This window comes from Kitasatospora sp. NPDC086791 (assembly GCF_040685975.1).
Taxonomy (GTDB): domain Bacteria; phylum Actinomycetota; class Actinomycetes; order Streptomycetales; family Streptomycetaceae; genus Kitasatospora.
Genome location: NZ_JBFBOC010000023.1, coordinates 62,332 through 83,867 on the forward strand (window position 1 = coordinate 62,332; position 21,536 = coordinate 83,867).

Below are 21,536 nucleotides of genomic sequence, written 5' to 3' on the forward strand. Positions count from 1 at the left end.
GTTCCCGCTGCTCAACCGGCGTGTGAAATATGCCGATCGGCACAGGCGCACCACCCGGCCCGCGTCGTAATGTGACGGCAGTCGAGGAGAGGTGGTGACGATGACTCAGATCCTGTCGCTGGTTGTCCCGGTCCTGCTGCTGCCGGCCTGGTTGGTCCGCCGGCGTCGCGGGACGGCCGCCGTGACGACCGTGCTCGGTGCGGTGTCGGCGGTGGTCTCGGTCGCCGTCCTGCTCGCCGGGCACTGGACGGAGGCGGACCGCTGGACCGGGCTGGTCGGGCTGGCCGAGCTGGCCGCGCTGCTGCTGGCGGTGGTCCTCAGCCTGCGCGCGGAGGACGGTCCGCGGAGCGCGGCGGCAGCCTGGACGGCGTGCGGAGCGGTCGCGCTCTGGCCGTCCCGGTTCGACGGGCCCGTCGACGTGCTCACCCTCTTCGGGTTCGGGTCGATGCTGTCCCTGCCGACCGTGCTGATCGGGCTCTACCTGCGGGGCCTGGACGACGGCCGGGCTCGTGCGGTGGCCCAGGCCCGGCGGGCCCAGCGGCTCGAACTGGCCCACGACCTGCACGACTTCGTGGCGCACGACGTCAGCGGCATGGTCGCCCAGGCCCAGGCGGGGGCGTACCTGGCGGCCATCGACCCGGGGCGGGCGGCCGAGCTCTTCGAGCGGATAGAGCAGGCCGGGCAGCGGGCCCTGGCCTCGTTGGACCGGACCGTGCACCTGCTGCGCAGTGAGGAGGCAGCCGGCCGCAGCCCGCAATCAGGCCTCGCCGAACTCGTCCAGCTGGCCGAGCAGTTCACCGCCGCGGGCGGCGCCGAAGTCCGGTTGGAGCTGCCGGAGGGTCCGGTGCCGCGCGAGGTGGAGGGCACCGTCCACCGGATCGCGGTCGAGTCCCTCACCAATGTCCGCCGGCATGCTCCGGGCGCGCGAACGGTCGAGGTCCGGGCCTGCCACAGCGGCGGACGGCTGGAGTTGACCGTGACCAACGACGGCGGGGCACCGGCCCCGGGTGGGCGTCCGCGCCGGGGCGGCGGGAGCGGGCTCCCAGGACTCGCGGCCCGGGTGGAGGCACTCGGCGGCTCGCTGGACGCCGGCCCGTACGGACGCGAGGGCTGGCGGGTGACGGCGGTGCTGCCGTTGGACGCGGCCGCCGGTGGGCCGCAACGACCCGGACGGCAGCGGTCAGGGGCGCAACGACCAGGCCCGCAGCGGTCAGGGCCGGTCCGGCCGGAGAAGCCGACGCGGGTCGGCACGGGGGAGGTGCAGGGATGAGCAGCGGCAGGGGGCCGATCCGGATCCTGATCGCGGACGACCAGGCGGACGTCCGCAGCGCGTTCCGGATGATCCTGGACGTCCAGCCGGACATGGCGGTGGTGGCCGAGGCGGCGGACGGCGTCGCAACGGTGGAGGAAGCGAGGAGGCTGCGGCCGGACGTGGTGCTCGCGGACATCCGGATGCCGAGGCTCGACGGTCTGGAGGTCACCCGGCAACTGTCCGGCCAGTGCAAGGTGATCGTGGTGACCACCTTCGACCTGGACGAATACGTGCACACGGCGCTGCGGCACGGTGCGGCGGGGTTCCTGCTGAAGCGCTCGGGGCCGGTACTGCTGATCGAGGCGATCCGGGCGGCGATGGCCGGAGACGCGTTGATCAGCCCGCAGGTCACCGTGCGGCTCCTGCGACACATGGCACTTCCGGGTGGGGAGCCCAAGTCGAAGCCGCAGCCGGGGGCGGTCTCCGGCGCGGGAGCGGCGGGGCCGCTGATAGCGGTGCCGGTGGAGGAACTGACCGCGCGGGAAAGGGAGATCGCCGAGCAGGTGGCGGGCGGGGCGACCAACGCCGAGATCGGCGCGGGGCTGTTCATCTCACCGGGGACGGTGAAGAACCACCTCGCCAGCATCCAGCGCAAGCTCGGTGCCCGTAACCGAGTGGGCATCGCGGCCTGGGTGTGGGAGCAGGTGGCCGGCCACCGGTAACCGGCCCCGCCCCCGCCCCGGCACGCGCGCAACCGGCATGCGCAAAAGGTCGCGGGCAGCGGACGGTGATGCGGCGGGCGGCGGGCGGCAGGCAGCAAGCAGCGGACAGCGGGCGCCTGGCAGCGAACGCGGAGGGCGTCGGGCGGTGAACGCTGCGGCATCGGGCACGGACCAATGCATCGGGCACCGCACCGACGGGAAGAGCCGGAGCCGCAGCCGGGAAGCGGAAGCGGAACCCCAGTCGACGCCCACCCCGCGCGCTTGTGAACGAAGGGTCAAGCGAGCGTTCGGACCCCCGCCACCCCTCCGAGTGAGCCGCCGCGAGCCGCTATAACACGTCAACATGACGCCCCTAAATTTGCCTGTCGCGACGCATAGTTGATATAGGAAGACGCTTCTGACCAGCCGCTTCACAAGTAAATGCGACTGGTTGTGATCATTTGGATCCTTTGCGTTGACAAAACTGGGCATGTTCACATTCGCCACCATTCACATGGTGTCGTAGATCACAAAGATCGCGGTGAACTGCGTGTCGCAGATCACAAGCCGACGGGCATAAGATGCGCTCGTTCCAGGCTTTGTGAACTGCCTCACATGAGGTGGATCCCGGGAACCGGAACGCGGGTTCACCTCAGCGTGACCTGCCGGTTCCGATCTGCAGTCAAGGACGACTGGACGGAGGGAGCGGGGGCTATGAATGCCTACGCGCCGATCCTCGTACTCGGTGCCATCGCGGCGGCGTTCGCGGTCGGCTCCGTCGTGATGGCCTCACTCACCGGCCCCAAGCGCTACAACCGGGCCAAGTTGGAGGCGTACGAGTGCGGCATCGAGCCGACCCCGCAGCCCGTGGGCGGCGGTCGGTTCCCGATCAAGTACTACCTGACGGCGATGCTCTTCATCGTCTTCGACATCGAGATCGTCTTCCTCTACCCCTGGGCGGTGAGCTTCGACGCCCTGGGGATCTTCGGGTTGGTCGAGATGCTGCTCTTCATCGCCACCGTCTTCGTCGCGTACGCCTACGTCTGGCGCCGCGGCGGCCTGGAGTGGGACTGAGCCCAGTGGGACCGACCCCCGGAGCGGGACTGAGCGCGGGGTGGCCGCCGCCCTTGTGAACGAGCGGACAAGCCCGAACGGGCCTGACGTACCAGAGGACTTGAGGGCATTGAGAGGGATCTGATGGGAATCGAGGAGAAGCTGCCGAGCGGCTTTCTGCTCACGACCGTGGAGACGGCCGCCGGCTGGGTGCGCAAGGCGTCACTCTTCCCGGCCACCTTCGGTCTGGCCTGCTGCGCGATCGAGATGATGACCACCGGTGCCGGCCGCTACGACCTGGCCCGGTTCGGCATGGAGGTCTTCCGGGGCTCCCCCCGGCAGGCCGATCTGATGATCGTGGCGGGCCGGGTGAGCCAGAAGATGGCACCGGTGCTGCGCCAGGTGTACGACCAGATGCCCAACCCCAAGTGGGTGATCTCGATGGGCGTCTGCGCCTCCTCCGGCGGGATGTTCAACAACTACGCGATCGTGCAGGGCGTCGACCACATCGTCCCGGTGGACATCTACCTGCCCGGCTGTCCGCCCCGTCCGGAGATGCTGATGGACGCCATCCTGAAGCTGCACGACAAGATCCGGCACGAGCCGCTGGGCGTGAACCGGCGCCGGGCCGAGGAGCTCGGCGAGGCGCTCGCCCTGCAGGCCACCCCGATCAGCGAGATGCGGGGGCAGCTGCGATGAACGAGCAGGTTCCCGGGACCCGCCGCGAGCGGCCGGTCCGCGAGATCCCGGTCGAGGTGGTCGGCCGCCGCCAGGGCATGTTCGGTGCGGAGGGCAGTGGCGACACCTCCGGCTTCGGCGGTCTGGCAGCCCCGGTCGTGCTGCCCGGTCCGAGCGAACGCCCGTACGGCGGCTGGTTCGACGAGGTCGCCGACGAGCTGGAGGGCGCCCTGGAGGAGCAGGGGCTGGACCCGGCGGAGGTGATCGAGAAGACCGTGGTCGACCGCGGCGAGCTCACCTTCCACGTCGACCGCGCCCACCTGCTGAAGACCGTCCGGGTCCTGCGCGACGACCCGGCGCTGCGCTTCGAACTGTGCCTGGGCGTGAGCGGCGTGCACTACCCGGACGACAAGGGACGCGAGCTGCACGCGGTCTACCACCTGCGCTCGATCACCCACGGCCGGCTGATCCGGCTGGAGGTCACCGCGCCCGACGCCGACCCGCGCGTCCCGTCCGTGGTGAGCGTCTACCCGACCAACGACTGGCACGAGCGCGAGGCCTACGACTTCTTCGGCCTGCTCTTCGACGGCCACCCGGCGCTCACCCGGATCATGATGCCGGACGACTGGCTGGGCCACCCGCAGCGCAAGGACTACCCGCTCGGCGGCATCCCCGTCGAGTACAAGGGCGCCCAGATCCCGGCTCCCGACCAGCGGAGGTCGTACAGCTGATGAACACTCGGCACTACGAAGAGAGCCACGGGGAAGCCGCGGAGGCGGACGCCCGCGAGACCACCGAGGGCCGGGTCTTCACCGTCACCGGCGGCGACTGGGGCGAGGTGGTCGAGGCGGTCGGCCGGGCCGACGACGAGCGCATCATCGTCAACATGGGCCCTCAGCACCCGTCCACGCACGGCGTGCTGCGGCTGATCCTGGAGATCGACGGCGAGACGGTGAAGGAGGCCCGCTGCGGCATCGGCTACCTCCACACCGGCATCGAGAAGAACATGGAGTTCCGCAACTGGGTCCAGGGCACCACCTTCGTGACCCGCATGGACTACCTGACCCCGCTGTTCAACGAGACCGCCTACTGCCTGGCGGTCGAGAAACTGCTCGGCATCACCGACGACGTCCCGGACCGGGCCGGCGTCATCCGGGTGATGATGATGGAGCTCAACCGGATCGCCTCGCACCTGGTCTGCCTGGCCACCGGCGGCATGGAGATCGGCTCCACCACCCTGATGATCTACGGCTTCCGGGACCGCGAGCTGATCCTGGACGTCTTCGAACTGGTCACCGGCCTGCGGATGAACCACGCGTACGTGCGCCCCGGCGGCCTCGCCCAGGACCTGCCGCCCGGCGCCGTCGACCAGATCCGCGAGGCGGTCAAGGTCTTCCGCTCCCGGATGCACGAGTACGACAAACTCGCCACCGGGAACCCGGTGTTCAAGGCCCGCCTGGTCGACGTCGGCTTCCTGGACCTGCCCGGCTGCCTGGCCCTCGGCGCCACCGGCCCGATCCTGCGCGCCACCGGCCTGCCGCACGACCTGCGCAAGACCGACCCGTACTGCGGCTACCAGGACTACGACTTCGAGGTCGCGATCGCCGACAGCGCCGACTCCTACGGCCGCTTCCTGATCCGCCTGGAGGAGATGAAGCAGTCGCTGCGGATCGTCGAGCAGTGCCTGGACCGGCTGCGCCCGGGCCCGGTCATGGTGGCCGACAAGAAGATCGCCTGGCCCGCCCAACTGGCCGTCGGCCCGGACGGGATGGGCAACTCCCTCGACCACATCCGCAAGATCATGGGCACCTCGATGGAGGCCCTGATCCACCACTTCAAGCTGGTCACCGAGGGCTTCCGGGTCCCGGTCGGCCAGGCGTACGCGGCGGTCGAGTCGCCCAAGGGCGAGCTGGGCGTACACGTGGTCAGCGACGGCGGGACGCGCCCGTACCGGGTCCACTTCCGGGACCCGTCGTTCACCAATCTGCAGACGATGGCGGCGATGTGCGAGGGCGGCCAGGTGGCCGACGTGATCGTCGCGGTGGCCGGGATCGACCCGGTGATGGGAGGCGTGGACCGGTGACCAACGTCGAACTCGGACTGCCGGCGCTGCCGGCCGCACCGTACCCCGAGGAGGTGCGCGCCCGGCTGGCCGCCGACGCCGCCGAGCTGATCGCCCGCTACCCGCAGCCCCGCTCGGCGCTGCTGCCGCTGCTGCACCTGGTGCAGGCCGAGGAGGGCTTCGTCAGCCCGACCGGGATCCGGTTCTGCGCCGAGCAGTTGGACCTCACCACCGCCGAGGTCACGGCCGTCGCGACCTTCTACACCATGTACCGGCGGCGTCCGGCGGGGAAGTACCACGTCGGGGTCTGCACCAACACCCTGTGCGCGGTGCTCGGCGGCGACCGGATCTTCGCCGAGCTCCAGGAGCACCTGGGGGTGCGCAACAACGAGACCACCGAGGACGGCGAGATCTCGATCGAGCACATCGAGTGCAACGCGGCCTGCGACTACGCGCCCGTGGTGATGGTCAACTGGGAGTTCTTCGACAACCAGACCCCGGAGAGCGCCCGCCGACTGGTCGACGACCTGCGCGCGGGCCGCGAGGTCCGGCCCACCCGGGGCGCCCGGCTGTGCGGCTTCAAGGAGACCGCCCGGATCCTGGCCGGCTTCCCGGACGAGCGCCCGGGCGCCAACGACGAGTCCGGCGCCGGCGGCGCGCCCTCCCTGGCCGGCCTGCGGCTGGCCCGCGGCGAGGCCCTGCCCGGCACCCCCGGCACCCGCGTCGTCTCACCCCGCCACGAGCCGCCCCGCGCCGAGGCAGCGCACACCGACGCGCCCCGCACCGAAGCCCCGCAGACCGAAACACCGCAGACCGAAGCCCCGCACACCGAAACGCCCCGCACCGAGGGCCCCGGCCAGGAAGGGAGCGAGGCGTGATGACCTCCGCCGAGCCGGCCGAGAAGCTGCTCACCCCGGTCCTGTCCGACTCCTGGGACGACAGCCGCCCCTGGACGCTCGACACCTACCGCCGCCACCACGGCTACGAGGGCCTCAAGGCGGCCCTCGCGATGCCCCCGGACGACGTGATCGCCCTGGTCAAGGACTCCGGCCTGCGCGGCCGCGGCGGCGCCGGCTTCCCCACCGGCCTGAAGTGGCAGTTCATCCCGCAGAACGACGGCAAGCCGCACTACCTGGTGGTCAACGCGGACGAGTCCGAGCCGGGCACCTGCAAGGACATCCCGCTGCTGTTCGCCAACCCGCACTCCCTCATCGAGGGAATGATCATCGCCTCCTACGCGATCCGCTGCGACCACGCCTTCGTCTACCTGCGCGGCGAGGTCGTCCCGGTGCTGCGCCGGCTGCACGCGGCCGTCGCGGAGGCGTACGGGGCGGGCCTGCTCGGCCGGAACATCCTCGGCTCCGGCGTCGACCTCGACATCACCGTGCACGCCGGCGCCGGCGCGTACATCTGCGGCGAGGAGACGGCACTGCTGGACTCGCTGGAGGGCCGCCGCGGCCAGCCCCGGCTGCGGCCCCCGTTCCCGGCGATCGCCGGCCTGTACGCCTGCCCGACGGTGGTCAACAACGTCGAGTCGATCGCCTCGGTGCCGCCGATCCTGGCCCGCGGCAAGGAGTGGTTCAAGGGCCTGGGCACCGAGAAGTCCCCCGGCTTCACGCTGTACTCGCTCTCCGGCCACGTCACCAACCCCGGCCAGTACGAGGCCCCGCTGGGCATCACCCTGCGCCAGCTGCTCGACCTCAGCGGCGGCATCCGCCCCGGGCACCGGCTGAAGTTCTGGACCCCGGGCGGCTCCTCCACCCCGATGTTCACCGACGAGCACCTCGACGTCCCGCTGGACTACGAGGGCGTCGGCGCGGCCGGCTCGATGCTCGGCACCAAGGCGCTGCAGGTCTTCGACGAGACCACCTGCGTGGTGCGGGCGGTGACCCGCTGGACGGAGTTCTACGCCCACGAGTCCTGCGGCAAGTGCACCCCCTGCCGCGAGGGCACCTACTGGCTGGTCCAGCTGCTGGAGCGGATCGAGGCCGGCGAGGGCGTCGAGGGTGACCTGGAGAAGCTCCTCGACATCGCCGACAACATCAACGGCAAGTCCTTCTGCGCGCTGGGCGACGGCGCGGCCAGCCCGATCGTCTCCTCGCTCAAGCACTTCCGGGCCGAGTACGAGCAGCACCTGGCCGAGCGCCGCTGCCCGTTCGACCCGGCCGCCTCCACCGTCTGGGCCGACGGCCCCCGCCCCGGCCACCAGTCCGCCACCGAAAGGGAGGTGCACGCGTGACGATCACAGAGCCAACCGCCTCCACGGGAGAGAAGCCCGCGGTCGAACTGGTCACGCTCACCATCGACGGCGTCGAAGTGCAGGTCCCCAAGGGGACGTTGGTGATCCGGGCGGCCGAGACCATCGGCACCCAGATCCCGCGCTTCTGCGACCACCCGCTGCTCGACCCGGCCGGCGCCTGCCGGCAGTGCATCGTCGAGATCGAGGGCCAGCGCAAGCCGGTCGCCTCCTGCACGATCCCGGTGGCCGAGGGCATGGTGGTGCGCACCCAGCTCAGCTCGCCGGTGGCCGAGAAGGCGCAGCGCGGCGTGATGGAGCTGCTGCTGATCAACCACCCGCTGGACTGCCCGGTCTGCGACAAGGGCGGCGAGTGTCCGCTGCAGAACCAGGCGATGTCCAACGGCGCCGCCGACTCCCGCTTCGAGGGCATGAAGCGCACCTTCGAGAAGCCGGTGCCGATCAGCAGCCAGGTGCTGCTGGACCGCGAGCGCTGCGTGCTGTGCGCGCGCTGCACCCGCTTCTCGCAGCAGATCGCGGGGGACCCGTTCATCGACCTGATGGAGCGCGGGGCGCTGCAGCAGGTCGGCACCGGCGAGGGGGACGACTTCGAGTCGTACTTCTCCGGGAACACCATCCAGATCTGCCCGGTGGGCGCGCTGACCTCGGCGGCCTACCGGTTCCGCTCGCGCCCCTTCGACCTGGTCTCCTCGCCGAGCGTGTGCGAGCACTGCTCGGCGGGCTGCGCGCAGCGCACCGACCACCGGCGGGGCAAGGTGCTGCGTCGGCTGGCGGGCGAGGACCCGGCGGTGAACGAGGAGTGGAACTGCGACAAGGGGCGCTTCGCCTTCCGCTACGCGCAGCAGCGGGACCGGCTGACCACCCCGCTGGTGCGGGTGGACGGCGAACTGGTGCCGGCCTCCTGGCCGGAGGCGCTGGCGAAGGCCGCCGAGGGGTTGCGCGGGGCCCGGACGGGCGTGCTGACCGGCGGCCGGGTGACGGTCGAGGACGCCTACGCGTACGCCAAGTTCGCACGGGTGGTGCTGGGCACCAACGACGTGGACTTCCGGGCCCGCCCGCACAGCGCCGAGGAGGCCGACTTCCTGGCCGCGGCGGTCGCCGGGCACGGGGTGGACGTGGACGGCTCGGGCCTGACGTACGAGCTGCTGGAGCAGGCGCCGGCCGTGCTGCTGGCGGGCTTCGAGCCGGAGGAGGAGTCGCCGATCGTCTTCCTGCGGCTGCGCAAGGCGGTCCGCGGCGGCGGTCCGAAGGTGTACTCGGTGGCCGCGTTCGGCTCCCGGGGCCTGGCCAAGCTGCGCGGCGCGCTGCTGCCGGCCGCGCCGGGCACCGAGCCGGAGTGGTTCGCGGCGCTGTCGGCGGACGAGCCGCTGAACGACGAGGCGGGCCGGGCGGCCGAACTGCTGCGCACGCCCGGTGCGGTGATCCTGGCGGGCGAGCGGCTGGCCGCGGTGCCGGGCGCGCTGACGGCGGTGCTGCGGCTGGCGCACGCGACCGGCGCCCGGCTGGCGTGGGTGCCGCGCCGGGCCGGTGAGCGCGGGGCCGTGGAGGCCGGTGCGCTGCCGGGCCTGCTGCCCGGTGGCCGTCCGGTGGCCGACCCGGCGGCGCGGGCCGCGGCGGCCGCGGCGTGGGGGGTGGCGGAGCTGCCGTCCGGGCCGGGCCGGGACACCGACGGGATCCTGGCGGCGGCCGCGCGCGGCGAGCTGGCGGCGCTGCTGGTCGGCGGCGTGGACCCGGACGACCTGGCGGATCCGGCGCTGGCCGACGAGGCGCTGGCGGCGGTCCCGTTCGTGGTGTCGCTGGAGCTGCGGCCCTCCGCGGTGACGGCGCGCGCGGACGTGGTGCTGCCGGTGGCGGCGGTGGCGGAGAAGGCCGGCACCTTCCTGGACTGGGAGGGCCGGGTGCGGATGTTCGAGGCGGCACTCAAGCCGGACCAGCAGATGGGCCGTCACCTGCAGTCCGACCTGCGGGTGCTGACCATGCTGGCGGACGCGCTGGGCCACCGGCTCGGCCTGCCCGACGTCCGGGCGGCGCGGCTGGAGCTGGACGGCTTCACCCCCTGGGAGGGTGACCGCGCGGCCGACCCGGCGGCGCACCCGGGCGTGCTGCCGCGCCCGGCCACCGGTCAGGCGGTGCTGGCGGGTTGGCGCCTGCTGCTGGACGAGGGCGTGCTGCAGCAGGGCGATCCGCACCTGGCGGGCACCCGGCACCGGGCGGTGGCCCGGATCTCCGCCGAGACGGCGAAGGAGGTCGGCGCGGAGGCGGCCGCCGGGCTGCGGCTGACCGGGCCGGCGGGTTCGCTGACCCTGCCGCTGGAGGTCACCGACTCGATCCCGGACCGCACGGTCTGGATCCCGTTCAATTCCACGCCGGGCGGAGCGCACCGCACGCTCGGCACGACGGTCGGCCACCTGGTCACGATCGCCGCGGCCGGGGCCGTGCCCGAGCCGGCGGCCCAGGCCGAGCCCGGTCCCGGGCCCGAGCCGGCGACCCGGGCACCGGTACAGGCCCCGGCCGAGGCGGCCACGGGCGAAGGGGAGGACCGATGACGACTCCGCAGCAGTACGAGACGCTCCAGTTCTTCGGCCAGGACCCGTGGTGGCTGGTCCTGCTGAAGGCGGTGTTCTGCTTCGCCTTCCTGATCCTGACGGTGCTGATCGCGATCGTCTGGGAGCGCAAGGTGGTGGCCTGGATGCAGCTGCGCATCGGGCCGAACCGGCACGGGCCGTGGGGCCTGCTGCAGTCGCTGGCGGACGGCGTGAAGCTGGCGCTGAAGGAAGACCTGGTGGTCAAGGGCTCGGACAAGGCGGTCTACATCCTGGCCCCGATCGTCTGCGCCATTCCGGCGTTCATGGCCTTCGCGGTGATCCCGTTCGGCCCGGCGGGCGACGAGGTGTCGATCTTCGGCACCCGGACGCCGCTGCAGCTGACGGACTTCCCGGTCGCGCTGCTGTACATCCTGGCGACGGCCTCGGTGGGCATCTACGGCATCGTGCTGGCCGGCTGGTCGTCCGGTTCGACGTACCCGCTGCTGGGCGGGCTGCGCTCGTCCGCGCAGATGATCAGCTACGAGATCGCGATGGGCCTGTCCTTCGCGGCGGTGTTCATCTACTCGGGCTCGATGTCGACCTCGGAGATCGTGGCGCACCAGCAGCCGACCTGGTTCGCGGCGTTGCTGCCGGTGTCGTTCATCGTCTACGTCATCGCGATGGTCGGGGAGACCAACCGGGCGCCGTTCGACCTCCCGGAGGCCGAGGGCGAGCTGGTCGGCGGCTTCAACACCGAGTACTCCTCGCTGAAGTTCGCGATGTTCATGCTGGCCGAGTACGTGAACATGGTGACGGTCTCGGCGGTGGCCTCGACCCTCTTCCTGGGCGGCTGGCGTGCCCCGTGGCCGGTGTCGACCTTCTGGGAGGGCGCCAACCACGGCTGGTGGCCGATGCTGTGGATCACGCTGAAGATCCAGCTGCTGCTGTTCTTCTTCATCTGGCTGCGCGGCACGCTGCCCCGGTTCCGCTACGACCAGTTCATGAAGCTGGGCTGGAAGGTGCTCATCCCGGTCTCGCTGGTCTGGCTGGTGCTGATCGCCAGCGTGCGGGCGCTGCGCAACGAGGGCTACGGCTTCGGCGAGGTGGTGCTGTACGTGGGCGCCCCGGTCGGGGTGGTGCTGCTGCTGGCGCTGCTGCGGGACTTCCTGCGGAAGCAGCCGGAGGAGGAACAGGCGCCCCCGAAGGGCGGATTCGACCCGATGGAGGGTGGCTACCCGGTCCCGCCGCTGCCGGGTCAGGTGCTCCCGCCGGTGCCGCGCCGGCCCAGCCGCGCCCCGAAGCAACTCCAGGACGCCCTCAACGGGGCCGACCATTCCGAAGGGAGCTGAACCGAGATGTCGTCTGACCAGTCCGACCGGTCCGACCGCACGGACGGGCCCGAGCGGGCCGACCGGCCGTCGATCCTCGGCCCGGCCGCCGGCTTCGGCGTGACCTTCAAGGCCATGTTCAAGAAGCGGCTCACCGAGCAGTACCCGGAGCAGAAGAAGCCCACCGCTCCGCGCTTCCACGGCCGCCACCAGCTGAACCGGCACCCGGACGGCCTGGAGAAGTGCGTCGGCTGCGAGCTGTGCGCGTGGGCCTGCCCGGCCGACGCGATCTATGTGGAGGGCGCGGACAACCGGGAGGAGGAGCGCTACTCGCCGGGCGAGCGCTACGGCGCGGTCTACCAGATCAACTACGCCCGCTGCATCCTGTGCGGGCTGTGCATCGAGGCCTGCCCGACCCGCGCGCTCACCATGACCAACGAGTACGAGCTGGCCGACTCCTCCCGGCGGGACCTCATCTTCACCAAGGAGCAGCTGCTGGTGGGCCTGTCCGAGGGCATGGTCGACACCCCGCACGCGATCTTCCCGGGCGCCGACGAGGGCGCGTACTACCGGGGCGAGGTCACCGCGGCTGCGCCCGGGACGGTCCAGCAGGAGCGCACCGGCCGGGAGAAGGAGGCGCAGCAGTGATCGGGCAACTCGCGGCCGCGACCGGGACGACCTCCACCGGTGAGGCCGTCCAGTTCTGGGTGCTCGCGGTGATCGCGGTCGGCGGTGCGCTCGGCATGCTGCTGATGCGCAAGGCCGTGCACAGCGCGCTCTGCCTGGCGGCCACCATGATGGCGCTGGCGGTCTGTTACATGGCCGAGGGCGCGGTGTTCCTGGGCGTGGTGCAGATCGTGGTCTACACCGGCGCGATCATGATGCTGTTCCTGTTCGTGGTGATGCTGGTCGGTGTCACCAGCGAGGACTCCCTGAAGGAGCAGCTGAAGGGCCAGCGGCTCGCCGCGGTGCTGTGCGGGCTCGGCTTCGGCGTGCTGCTGATCGCCGGGATCGCCAACGCGAAGCTCGACCACTTCACCGGGCTGACCGAGGCGAACGCCGAGGGCAACGTGCCGGGCCTGGCCCGGCTGATCTTCACCCGGTACGTGTGGGCCTTCGAGGTCACCGGCGCGCTGCTGATCACCGCGGCGATCGGCGCGATGGTGCTGACCCACCGCGAGCACGTGAAGGCGCCGAAGACCCAGCGCGAGCTGGCGGCGCAGCGGGTCAAGGACAACATCCAGCTGCCGCCGCTGCCGGCGCCGGGCGTGTACGCGCGGCACAACGCGGTGGACGTGCCGGGCCTGCTGCCGGACGGCACGGTCGCCGAGGACTCGGTGATGGCGACGTTGCGCGAGCGCGGCCAGATCCGGGACGTCAGCCAGGCGATGCTGCAGCGGATGGCGGAGCTGGAGAACAGCACGGCGGACTGGCTGGGCCGTCCGTCCTCCGAGCGGCCGGCGGTGACCGGTCCGCGCAAGTCGCTGGAGCCGGTGCCGGCGGCGGCGTCGGCGTCGGTGCCCGCGAACGGCGTGAACGGCGTGAACGGCGTGAACGGCGGGGCCGGTGCGAACGGCCGGGCCGGCAAGAACGGCGTGAACGGCAAGAACGGCGAGGTCGGCCCGGCCGGCGAGGAGGGCGCCCAGTGAATCCGGTCAACTATCTCTATCTGTCGGCCCTGTTGTTCACCATCGGTGCGTCCGGGGTGCTGATCCGGCGCAACGCGATCGTGCTGTTCATGTGCGTGGAGCTGATGCTCAACGCCTCGAACCTGGCGCTGGTGACCTTCTCCCGCATGCACGGGACCCTGGACGGCCAGATCATCGCCTTCTTCACGATGGTGGTCGCGGCGGCCGAGGTCGTGGTCGGCCTCGCCATCATCGTCTCCATCTTCCGGACCAGGCACTCCGCTTCGGTCGACGACAGCAATCTGATGAAGCTGTAGGCGGAGGGCCTTCGGTGAACTCTCTCATTCCGCTGCTGGTGGCGGCTCCCCTGGCCGGCGCCGTCCTGCTGCTGCTCGGCGGCCGGGCGCTGGACCGGTTCGGCCACTGGCTGGCCACCGCGCTCGCGGCGCTCTCGTTCGGCCTCGGCCTGACGCTCCTGTCCGACCTGCTCGGCCGTGACGCCGAGCACCGGACGGTGACCGAGTACCTGTACACCTGGATCCAGGTGGGCGGCTTCCGGGCCGACATGTCCTTCCGGCTCGACCAGCTGTCGATCACGTTCGTCCTGCTGATCACCGGCGTCGGCACGCTGATCCACCTCTACTCGATCGGCTACATGGCGCACGACGAGCGTCGGCGCCGCTTCTTCGCGTACCTGAACCTGTTCCTGGCCGCCATGCTGCTGCTGGTGCTGGCCGACAACTACCTGCTGCTGTACTTCGGTTGGGAGGGCGTGGGCCTGGCCTCGTACCTGCTGATCGGCTTCTGGCAGCACAAGCCGAGCGCGGCGACGGCGGCGAAGAAGGCGTTCATCGTCAACCGGGTCGGCGACCTGGGCCTGTCCATCGCGATCATGCTGATGTTCGCCGAGTTCGGCTCCTTCTCCTTCGGCCCGGTCTTCGCCGACGCCCACGAGGCGAGCGAGGGCAAGCTGACGGCGATCGGCCTGATGCTGCTGCTGGCGGCCTGCGGCAAGTCGGCGCAGGTGCCGCTGCAGTCCTGGCTCGGGGACGCCATGGAGGGCCCGACCCCGGTGTCGGCGCTGATCCACGCGGCCACCATGGTGACCGCCGGCGTCTACCTGATCACCCGCTCCTCGGCGATCTTCGACCTGGCGCCGGACGCCCAGACCGCCGTGGTGGTGGTCGGCGCGGTCACGCTGCTGTTCGGTGCGATCATCGGTTGCGCCAAGGACGACATCAAGAAGGCGCTGGCCGGCTCGACCATGTCGCAGATCGGCTACATGGTGCTGGCGGCCGGGCTCGGCCCGATCGGCTACGCCTTCGCGATCATGCATCTGGTGACCCACGGCTTCTTCAAGGCCGGGCTGTTCCTCGGCGCCGGGTCGGTCATGCACGGCATGAACGACGAGGTGAACATGCGTCACTACGGCGGACTGCGCACGTACCTGCCGGTCACCTTCGCCACCTTCGGCCTCGGCTACCTGGCGATCATCGGCTTTCCCGGACTGTCCGGCTTCTTCTCCAAGGACAAGATCATCGAGGCGGCCTTCGCCAAGGGCGGCACCGAGGGCTGGATCCTCGGCCTGTGCACGCTGGTCGGCGCCGCCGTCACCGCGTTCTACATGACCCGGGTGATGCTGCTGACCTTCTTCGGCGAGAAGCGCTGGCAGTCCGACGCCGACGGCAACGCCCCGCACCCGCACGAGTCGCCGAAGATCATGACGATCCCGATGGTCCTGCTGGCCTTCGGCTCGGTCTTCGCGGGCGGGCTGTTCGCCTACAACGAGTCCTTCCTGAAGTGGCTGGAGCCGGTCACCGGGTACTCGGAGGGCGACTCGCCGCTCACCCCGTTCACCGTCACCGTGCTGACCACGGTCTGCATGCTGGCCGGCGTCGCCCTCGCGTACCTGGTGTACGGGCGCTCGCCGGTCCCGGTGGTGCCGCCGGTCGGCTCCCCGCTCACCCGGGCCGCCCGCCGCGACCTGCTGCAGGACGACTTCAACCACGCGGTGCTGGTGCGGCCGGGCTCGGCGCTGACCGCGACGCTGGTCTACTTCGACAGCCGCGGCCTGGACGGCGTCGTCAACGGCCTGGCCGCCGTGATCGGGGGCCTGTCCAGCCGGCTGCGGCGGATCCAGAACGGCTTCGTCCGCTCGTACGCGCTCTCCATGTTCGGCGGCACGCTGGTGCTGGTCGCCACGACTCTCCTGATGAGGTCCGTCTGATGACAGTGACTCGCCCGCTCACCTCCGGGCGCTCCGACCCGGCGCCGACGTCCTCCCGCGTTCCCGCAGCCCGGGTTCCCGCAGCCCGGGTTCCCGCAGTCCGTCCGTCGTCGGCCACTCGTCGCCTGCCGTCGCTCCCGGCACCGGCGCGTCCTTCGGCCCGGGGCGGGGACGCCACGCGGGGGGTGCGCGGATGAGCGCCCTGCTGTCCGTCACCTGCGCCGTCCCGGCGGCGGGCGCGGTGCTGACCGCCGCCCTGCCCGCCGGGTCGAACGAGGCCCGGCGCAGGACCACCAAGGTCGTCGCCCTGGGCGTCTCGGCCGTCACCCTGGCGCTGGCCGCCGTGGTGGCGACGCGGTTCTACCCGCACGGCGCCCGCTACCAGCTGACCGAGTCGTACAGCTGGATCCGTTCCTTCGGCATCAGCTTCTCGCTCGGCGTGGACGGCATCGGCGCCGTCCTCGCCCTGCTCACCGCGGTCCTGGTGCCGCTGGTGATGCTCGCCTCCTGGCACGACGCCGACTCCCCCTCCTCGCCCGCCGACGGGCTGGCGACACCTCCCGGCCGCCGGGCCGGGGGAGAGGGGCCCGGTCGGGTCGGGCCCGACGGGACGTTCGAGAACCGGCGCAGGACCCAGGCCTTCTTCGCCCTGATCCTGGCGGTGGAGGCGATGGTGGTGGTCTCCTTCTACGCCACCGACGTCTTCGTGTTCTACGTGTTCTTCGAAGCCATGCTGATCCCGATGTACTTCCTGATCGGCGGCTTCGGCGACCGGGCCGGCGGCCCCGAGTCGGCGCGCCAGCGCTCCTACGCGGCCGTCAAGTTCCTGCTCTACAACCTGCTCGGCGGTCTGGTGATGCTGGCCGCCGTGATCGGCCTGTACGTGATCGCGCAGGGCCAGGGCTTCGGCACCTTCGACCTGCAGGCCCTCACCTCGGCGGTCGCCGACGGCCGGCTGCAACTGTCCGGCACCGCCGAGAAGGCGCTGTTCCTGGGCTTCTTCTTCGCCTTCGCGGTGAAGGCCCCGCTGTGGCCGCTGCACACCTGGCTGCCGAACGCGATGGGCGAGGCCACCGCCGGCACCGCGGTCCTGATCACCGCCGTGGTCGACAAGGTCGGCACCTTCGCGATGCTGCGGTTCTGCCTCGGGCTGTTCCCGCACGCCTCGAAGACCTTCGCCCCGGCGATCCTGGTCCTCTCGCTGATCGGGATCGTCTACGGCGCGCTGCTGGCGGTCGGCCAGAAGGACATCAAGCGGCTGGTCGCCTACGCCTCGATCTCGCACTTCGGCTTCATCATCATGGGCATCTTCGCCCTGACCAGCCAGGGCCAGAGCGGCGCGACCCTCTACATGGTCAACCACGGCCTCTCCACCGCCGCCTGGATGCTGGTGGCAGGCTTCCTGATCTCCCGCCGCGGCTCCCGGCTGATCGCCGACTACGGCGGGGTGCAGAAGGTCGCCCCGGTGCTCGCCGGAACGTTCCTGATCGGCAGCCTGGCCACCCTGTCGCTGCCCGGGCTCGCCCCGTTCGTCAGCGAGTTCCTGGTGCTGGTGGGCACCTTCACCCGCTACCCGGCGATCGGGATCATCGCGACCTTCGGCATCGTGCTGGCCGCGCTGTACGCCCTGCTGCTCTACCAGCGCACCATGACCGGCCCGGTGCGGGAGGGCGTGCGCGCGATCCCCGACCTCAAGGCCCGCGAACTCGCCGTGGTCGCCCCGCTGGTGGCGCTGACCGTCCTGTTCGGCGTCTACCCCAAGCCGCTCACCGACCTGGTCAACCCCTCGGTGAACGCGACGCTCTCGCAGGTCCACGAGACCGACCCGGCGCCGGCCCACCCGGTCGCCGCCCCCCCAGGAGGTGAGCAGAAGTGAGCGCCACCGCAGTGCTCGCCGCCGCCGGCGGCAACACCCCCAGCATCCCGGCACCGCACATCGAGTACGGCCAACTCTCCCCGATGCTCGTGGTGTTCGGCGCCGCCGTGGCCGGCATCCTGGTGGAGGCCTTCGTGCCCCGCCGGTACCGGCACTGGACGCAGGTGACGCTCGCGCTGACCGGGCTGATCGGCGCCTTCGTCGCCGTGGTGGTGCTCGCCGTGCAGAGCGACGGCTTCACCCGGATCGACCTGCTGGCCATGGAGTCGGTCGCGCTGGACGGCCCGGCGCTGTTCCTGCAGGGCGTCATCCTGCTGGCCGCAGTGGTCGCGGTCCTCACCTACGCCGAGCGGAGGCTGGAGCCCAAGGCCGGCGGCCTGCCCGCCGCCGCCTTCGCCGCCCAGGCCGCCGCCACCCCCGGCGGCGAGCAGGAGCGGGCCGCGGTCCGGGCCGGCTTCGCCACCACCGAGGTCTTCCCGCTCACCCTGTTCGCGGTCGGCGGGATGCTGCTGTTCCCCGCCGCCAACGACCTGCTGACCATGTTCGTGGCGCTGGAGGTCTTCTCCCTGCCGCTGTACCTGCTGTGCGCCCTGGCCCGCCGCCGCCGGCTGCTCTCCCAGGAGGCGGCGGTCAAGTACTTCCTGCTCGGCGCCTTCGCCTCGGCGTTCTTCCTGTTCGGCACCGCGCTGCTGTACGGCTACGCGGGCAGCGTGAAGCTCGGCGACATCGGGGACGTCATCTCCGGCAAGGCGATGACCACCCCCGCGCAGCTGAGCAGCACCCGGAGCGACGTGCTGGTGCTGACCGGCCTGGCGCTGCTGGCGGTCGGCCTGCTGTTCAAGGTCGCCGCGGTGCCCTTCCACTCCTGGACCCCGGACGTCTACCAGGGCGCGCCGACCCCGGTGACCGGCTTCATGGCGGCGGCGACCAAGGTCGCGGCCTTCGGGGCGCTCCTGCGGCTGTTCTACGTGGCCTTCCCCGGCCTGCGGCTGGACTGGCGCCCGGTGCTGTGGGGCGTGGCGATCCTGACCATGGTGGTGGGCGCGGTACTGGCGGTGACCCAGCAGGACGTCAAGCGGCTGCTGGCGTACTCATCGATCGCGCACGCCGGGTTCATCCTGACCGGCGTGATCGCCGTCAACAAGCAGGGCATCTCCTCGGTGTTGTTCTACCTGCTGGCGTACTCCTTCGTGACGCTCGGCGCGTTCGCCGTGGTCACCCTGGTGCGCGACTCCAAGGGCGAGGCGACCCACCTGTCCAGCTGGGCCGGGCTCGGGCGGCGCTCCCCGCTGGTGGCGGCGGTGTTCGCGCTGTTCCTGCTGGCCTTCGCCGGGATCCCGCTGACCTCCGGGTTCACCGGGAAGTTCGCGGTCTTCCAGGCCGCGGCGAGCGGCGGGGCGACACCGCTGGTGATCGTCGGTGTGCTGAGCTCGGCGGTGGCCGCGTTCTTCTACATCAGGGTCATCGTGCTGATGTTCTTCTCGGACCCGCAGCCGGGCGGCCCGACCGTGGCGGTCCCGAGCGCCTTCACGGCGACCGCGATCGGGGTGGGGGTGCTGGTCACGCTGGGTCTCGGCCTGCTGCCGCAGTACTTCCTCGACCTCGCGTCGAAGGCCTCGCTGTTCGTGCGCTGACCCCGCGCGTCCACCGCTCCCGACCGGGCTCCGTCCGGGCCGCGCCCCGTCCGCGCGGCCCGGACGGGTGTGTGTCGGGAACCGGCACCGGAGTGTTCCCGTTGATGCTCCGGCCTTTATTTCCAGCCGAATTCGCCCCCACCGCCGCACGGCCCGCACAGCCGCCCTGACCAGGGCATCCAGCCCGATCATGACAGGATCCGCACGCCCGTGCAGTGATCCACTCGCGACCGGATACCCTGCCTGTATGGCCAGCGGCGGCACTCAGGGACCAGGCCGCTAGATCGACCAGGGACAGAGGAGTGGTCTTCGTGACCGTCGTGGAACCCTTCGGGCTCAGCGTGCAGGACCGCGACCTGACCCGGGACGTCCAGGCCGGACTGGACGCGGTGGAGGCGGCCCTCGGCGAGGCCGTCAAGAGCGACGTCCCCTTCATCACCGTCACCGCCAGTCACCTCCTCGAAGCCGGCGGCAAGCGCTTCCGTCCGCTGCTCCTCCTGCTGGCCGCCCAGTTCGGCGACCCGGGCGCGCCCGGCGTGGTGCCGGCCGCGGTGGTCGTCGAGCTGACCCACCTGGCCACGCTGTACCACGACGACGTCATGGACGAGGCCCCGGTGCGACGCGGCGCCCCGAGCGCCAACTCCCGCTGGGACAACTCGGTCGCCATCCTCACCGGCGACTTCCTGTTCTCCCGCGCCTCCCAGGTGCTGGCCGACCTCGGCCCGGAGGCCGTGCGGATGCAGGCCGAGGCCTTCGAGCGGCTGGTCACCGGTCAGATCCTGGAGACCCGCGGCCCCGGCCCGGAGATGGACCCCCTGCTGCACTACCTGGACGTGCTGGAGGGCAAGACCGGCTCGCTGATCGCGGTCTCCTGCCGGATAGGAGCGCTGATGGCCGGCGCCGAGCCCGCACTGGTGGACACCCTCGGCGAGTTCGGCGAGCGGATCGGCATCGCCTTCCAGCTGGCCGACGACGTGCTGGACATCGCCAGCGACGGCCACGAGTCCGGCAAGACCCCCGGCACCGACCTGCGCGAGGGCGTGCCGACCCTGCCGACCCTGCTGCTGCAGCAGATGCCGGCCGACCCGGCGGACCCGGACGACGCCCGGCTGCGCGAGCTGCTCGCCCAGGACCTGGTGGACGACGAGCTGCACGCCGAGGCGCTGCGCCTGATGCGGGCCCACCCCGCGCTGGAGCGCGCCCGCGCCGAGACGCTGCGCCGGGCCGAGGAGGCCCGGGCGCTGCTCGCGCCGCTGCCGGACTGCGCGGCGAAGGCGGCCCTGGAGGGCCTGTGCGACGCGGTGGCCATCCGCACGATGTGACGCGCCGAGCGTCCGTCCGCGGTGACGCGCCGACCGTCCGCGCGAGCTGACGCGCCGACCGTCCACGCGAGGTGACGCGGCGACAGCCGGCACGAGCTGACGCGGTGGTGGCCGGTTCCGGCACCGGGGGCAGCCGGCTCCCGTGATGAGGGAGACTGGCCTCCGTCAGCTCACCCCAGCAGGGAAGGTCGCCATGCGTCGCGTCGTCATCGCCGAGGACTCCGTACTGCTGCGGGAGGGACTGACCCGGCTGCTCACCGACCGCGGTCTGGAGGTCGTCGCAGGGGTCGGGGACGGCGAGGCCCTGGTGCGGACCATCCACGAGCTGGCCGCGGCCGACGCGCTGCCCGACGTCGTGGTCTCCGACGTGCGGATGCCCCCGAGCCACACCGACGAGGGCCTGCGCGCCTGCGTCGAGCTGCGCGGCCGCTACCCGCAGCTGAACGTGCTCGTGCTGTCGCAGTTCGTGGAGGAACGTTACGCCTCGGAACTGCTGGCCGGATCCACCCGGGGCGTCGGCTACCTGCTGAAGGACCGGGTCGCCGAGGTGCGGGAGTTCGCCGACGCGGTCGTCCGGGTCGCCGACGGCGGCACCGCGCTGGACCCCGAGGTGGTGCAGCAGCTGCTCAGCCGCAGTCGCAAGGGCGACGTTCTGGCCAATCTCACGCCGCGCGAGCGCGAGGTCCTCGGACTGATGGCCGAGGGCCGCACCAACGCGGCGGTGGCCAAGCAGCTGGTGGTCTCCGACGGCGCGGTGGAGAAGCACGTCAGCAACATCTTCCTCAAGTTGGGGCTGGCCCAGAGCGCCGAGGACCACCGCCGGGTGCTGGCCGTCCTGACCTACCTCAACTCCTAGCCGACCGCCCCGACTCCGCCGGGAGGATCCTGAACGGCTGCCGGGTGGGGCCGGGAACGACCACCCGGGGGAGCCGGGAACGGCCTCCGGATCCGGAATGATCTCCGGCGGCCGGGCGTTCTTCCCGTGTGCGGTAG

Annotated in this window: 18 protein-coding genes; all 18 read left to right on the plus strand. The window is 71.5% G+C overall.

Annotated elements, in window-relative coordinates; translation table 11 throughout:
* The first annotated feature begins 100 nt into the window (after window positions 1-100).
* Window positions 101-1,270, plus strand: a complete 1,170-nt coding sequence (locus tag AB0Q99_RS25560) for a histidine kinase (RefSeq protein WP_363575512.1) — start codon at window positions 101-103, stop codon at window positions 1,268-1,270.
* Entirely contained in the window at window positions 1,267-1,974 is a 708-nt protein-coding gene (locus AB0Q99_RS25565; protein ID WP_363575514.1) for a response regulator transcription factor, read from the plus strand. The genes AB0Q99_RS25560 and AB0Q99_RS25565 overlap by 4 nt, the downstream gene beginning before the upstream one ends.
* A gap of 693 nt (window positions 1,975-2,667) precedes the next feature.
* Window positions 2,668-3,027, plus strand: coding sequence for an NADH-quinone oxidoreductase subunit A (locus AB0Q99_RS25570; protein ID WP_014137597.1), 360 nt, complete (start codon window positions 2,668-2,670; stop codon window positions 3,025-3,027).
* Between the two features lie 123 nt (window positions 3,028-3,150).
* Entirely contained in the window at window positions 3,151-3,705 is a 555-nt protein-coding gene (locus AB0Q99_RS25575) for an NADH-quinone oxidoreductase subunit B family protein (RefSeq protein ID WP_363575516.1), read from the plus strand.
* The gene (locus tag AB0Q99_RS25580; protein ID WP_363575518.1) at window positions 3,702-4,415 is read left to right on the plus strand and encodes an NADH-quinone oxidoreductase subunit C; all 714 of its coding nucleotides are present in this window, start codon (window positions 3,702-3,704) and stop codon (window positions 4,413-4,415) included. The genes AB0Q99_RS25575 and AB0Q99_RS25580 overlap by 4 nt, the downstream gene beginning before the upstream one ends.
* Window positions 4,415-5,767 (plus strand): NADH-quinone oxidoreductase subunit D, encoded by a 1,353-nt coding sequence (locus tag AB0Q99_RS25585; RefSeq protein WP_363575520.1) that lies wholly within the window; start codon window positions 4,415-4,417, stop codon window positions 5,765-5,767. Before AB0Q99_RS25580 ends, AB0Q99_RS25585 begins: the two co-directional genes overlap by 1 nt.
* 17 nt (window positions 5,768-5,784) lie before the next feature.
* Window positions 5,785-6,624, plus strand: coding sequence for an NADH-quinone oxidoreductase subunit NuoE (gene nuoE / locus AB0Q99_RS25590; RefSeq protein ID WP_363575565.1), 840 nt, complete (start codon window positions 5,785-5,787; stop codon window positions 6,622-6,624).
* Window positions 6,624-7,985, plus strand: coding sequence for an NADH-quinone oxidoreductase subunit NuoF (gene nuoF, locus AB0Q99_RS25595; RefSeq protein ID WP_363575522.1), 1,362 nt, complete (start codon window positions 6,624-6,626; stop codon window positions 7,983-7,985). Before nuoE ends, nuoF begins: the two co-directional genes overlap by 1 nt.
* Window positions 7,982-10,549 (plus strand): NADH-quinone oxidoreductase subunit G, encoded by a 2,568-nt coding sequence (locus AB0Q99_RS25600; RefSeq protein ID WP_363575524.1) that lies wholly within the window; start codon window positions 7,982-7,984, stop codon window positions 10,547-10,549. The genes nuoF and AB0Q99_RS25600 overlap by 4 nt, the downstream gene beginning before the upstream one ends.
* The gene (gene nuoH / locus AB0Q99_RS25605) at window positions 10,546-11,877 is read left to right on the plus strand and encodes an NADH-quinone oxidoreductase subunit NuoH (RefSeq protein WP_363575526.1); all 1,332 of its coding nucleotides are present in this window, start codon (window positions 10,546-10,548) and stop codon (window positions 11,875-11,877) included. The genes AB0Q99_RS25600 and nuoH overlap by 4 nt, the downstream gene beginning before the upstream one ends.
* A gap of 6 nt (window positions 11,878-11,883) precedes the next feature.
* The gene (gene nuoI, locus AB0Q99_RS25610; protein ID WP_363575527.1) at window positions 11,884-12,504 is read left to right on the plus strand and encodes an NADH-quinone oxidoreductase subunit NuoI; all 621 of its coding nucleotides are present in this window, start codon (window positions 11,884-11,886) and stop codon (window positions 12,502-12,504) included.
* Window positions 12,504-13,505: an NADH-quinone oxidoreductase subunit J gene (locus AB0Q99_RS25615; protein ID WP_363575567.1), complete on the plus strand. Its 1,002-nt coding sequence runs from the start codon at window positions 12,504-12,506 to the stop codon at window positions 13,503-13,505. The genes nuoI and AB0Q99_RS25615 overlap by 1 nt, the downstream gene beginning before the upstream one ends.
* Window positions 13,502-13,801 (plus strand): NADH-quinone oxidoreductase subunit NuoK, encoded by a 300-nt coding sequence (gene nuoK, locus AB0Q99_RS25620; RefSeq protein WP_030235394.1) that lies wholly within the window; start codon window positions 13,502-13,504, stop codon window positions 13,799-13,801. Before AB0Q99_RS25615 ends, nuoK begins: the two co-directional genes overlap by 4 nt.
* Window positions 13,802-13,815: 14 nt before the next feature.
* Window positions 13,816-15,711: an NADH-quinone oxidoreductase subunit L gene (gene nuoL / locus AB0Q99_RS25625; RefSeq protein ID WP_363575529.1), complete on the plus strand. Its 1,896-nt coding sequence runs from the start codon at window positions 13,816-13,818 to the stop codon at window positions 15,709-15,711.
* A gap of 193 nt (window positions 15,712-15,904) precedes the next feature.
* On the plus strand, window positions 15,905-17,587 hold the full coding sequence (locus tag AB0Q99_RS25630; protein WP_363575530.1) for an NADH-quinone oxidoreductase subunit M: 1,683 nt from the start codon (window positions 15,905-15,907) through the stop codon (window positions 17,585-17,587).
* Window positions 17,584-19,221, plus strand: coding sequence for an NADH-quinone oxidoreductase subunit NuoN (gene nuoN / locus AB0Q99_RS25635; protein WP_363575532.1), 1,638 nt, complete (start codon window positions 17,584-17,586; stop codon window positions 19,219-19,221). The genes AB0Q99_RS25630 and nuoN overlap by 4 nt, the downstream gene beginning before the upstream one ends.
* 311 nt (window positions 19,222-19,532) lie before the next feature.
* Window positions 19,533-20,543, plus strand: coding sequence for a polyprenyl synthetase family protein (locus AB0Q99_RS25640; protein WP_363575534.1), 1,011 nt, complete (start codon window positions 19,533-19,535; stop codon window positions 20,541-20,543).
* A gap of 193 nt (window positions 20,544-20,736) precedes the next feature.
* On the plus strand, window positions 20,737-21,399 hold the full coding sequence (locus AB0Q99_RS25645) for a response regulator transcription factor (RefSeq protein WP_363575536.1): 663 nt from the start codon (window positions 20,737-20,739) through the stop codon (window positions 21,397-21,399).
* The last annotated feature ends 137 nt before the right edge of the window (window positions 21,400-21,536 follow it).